This window comes from Streptomyces pilosus, from assembly GCF_014649835.1.
Taxonomy (GTDB): domain Bacteria; phylum Actinomycetota; class Actinomycetes; order Streptomycetales; family Streptomycetaceae; genus Streptomyces; species Streptomyces pilosus.
Genome location: NZ_BMTU01000032.1, coordinates 1 through 1,565, shown reverse-complemented (window position 1 = coordinate 1,565; position 1,565 = coordinate 1). Strand labels below are relative to the sequence as shown.

At 73.6% G+C, this 1,565-nt stretch carries 1 protein-coding gene; it reads right to left on the bottom strand.

What is annotated here, in order from left to right; translation table 11 throughout:
• Window positions 1-1,565: polyketide synthase dehydratase domain-containing protein (locus tag IE118_RS33750; protein ID WP_189561918.1), on the bottom strand; the 1,565-nt coding region annotated here is incomplete at both ends.

Genomic DNA, 1,565 nt, shown 5'->3' with positions numbered 1-1,565 from the left:
ATGCACGCAGCCACTCCAGCACACCCGCCACCACCCCACGCACCCCACCAGCGACATCCGCACCGGTGCTGCGCGGTACCCGCAGGACGGTCGTGCCGACCTCGTCGGGCAGGCGGTCGGTGATGTGGACCAGCTTCTCCGGCCCCGCACCCGGAACCGGGTCCGTGACCGGCTGCCACGCCAGGGCGTACGGGGTGGCGGCCTCCGGGGTGAACTGCCCGGTGAACTGCCGCCTCGACACCGGTCGCAGGGTCAGCGCCCGGGCCTGCGCCACCGGCGAGCCGTGCTGGTCGGCGAGCGCCACGGAGACGGTGTCGTCACCCGAGGGCATGAGCCGCACGCGCAGACGGGTGAGGCCGCCGGAGCTCCAGAACGCGGCTCCGTGCCAGTCGAAGGGCAGCCGCAGCAGGTCTCCGGAGGCGAGGCTCTCCGACGCCATGACCACCAGGGGCTGGATCGCCGCGTCCAGCAGAGCCGGATGGACCGAGAACGCGTCGGCGGCATCGTGCAGCGGGCGGGGCAGTTCCACCTCCGCGTACAGCTCCTCGCCGTGCTGCCACAGCTTTCGGAGTCCCTGGAACGCGGGCCCGTACTCGTATCCGATGCGGGACAGCCGGGCGTAGACGCCCTCCAGCGGTACTTCGGCGGCCTGTGCGGGCGGCCAGGTGCGCAGGGGTCCGAAGGTGTCCGCGTCCGGGACGGCTTCCGCCGCGGCGAAGGCGCCGCTCGCGCAACGGGTCCACGCGGCCTCCTCGCCCTCCGCGCCGGCCGGCCGGGAGTGGACGGAGAACGTCCTGATGCCGGCCCGGTCGGCGGCCTGGACGGCGATCTGGAGCCGGACGGCCTCACCCTGGCGCAGGCGCAGCGGCGCCTCCAGGGTCAGCTGTTCCACCTGAGCCGCGCCGGTACGGGCGGCCGCCGCCGCCGCGATCTCGAGGAACGCGGTCGCCGGCAGGATCACGTTGCCGTCGATCGTGTGGTCGGCGAGCCAGAGCTGGTCGTCGGAGCCGACACGGCCGCCGAGGACCGTCTCGTTCCGCTCGGCGAGGTCGACCACGGTGTCCAGCAGCGGGTGCCGGGGCGCGTCGGCCCCCGCGGTGTGACGACGCGCCCGTGACGCGGACGTCAGCCAGTAGCGGCTGTGCCGGAAGGCGTAGGTGGGCAGGTCGGTGGGGGTCGCTCCGGGGAAGTGCGCGGCCAGGTCGACACGCGCGCCGTGCACGTACGCCCGGGCCAGGCCCGCGCCGAGCACGTCCGGCTCGGGGTGCCGGGCACGCAGCAGGGGCACGGCGGTCAGGGTTTCCTCGCTCCATCCGCTGCGGATCATCCCGGTGAGTACGGCGTCGGGGCCGACCTCCAGGCACAGCCGGACGCCTTCGTCCCGCAGGGTTTGCAGGGCGTCGTGGAAGCGGACGGTGTGGCGGAGTTGGTCGGTCCAGTAGTCGGGGGTGGTGAGTTGGCCGGGGGTGGTGAGTTGTCCGGTGAGGGTGGAGACGAGGGGGATGGTGGGGTCGGTGAGGTTCAGGGTGGTGAGGGTGTGGCGGTAGTCGTCGAGGGCGGTGTCC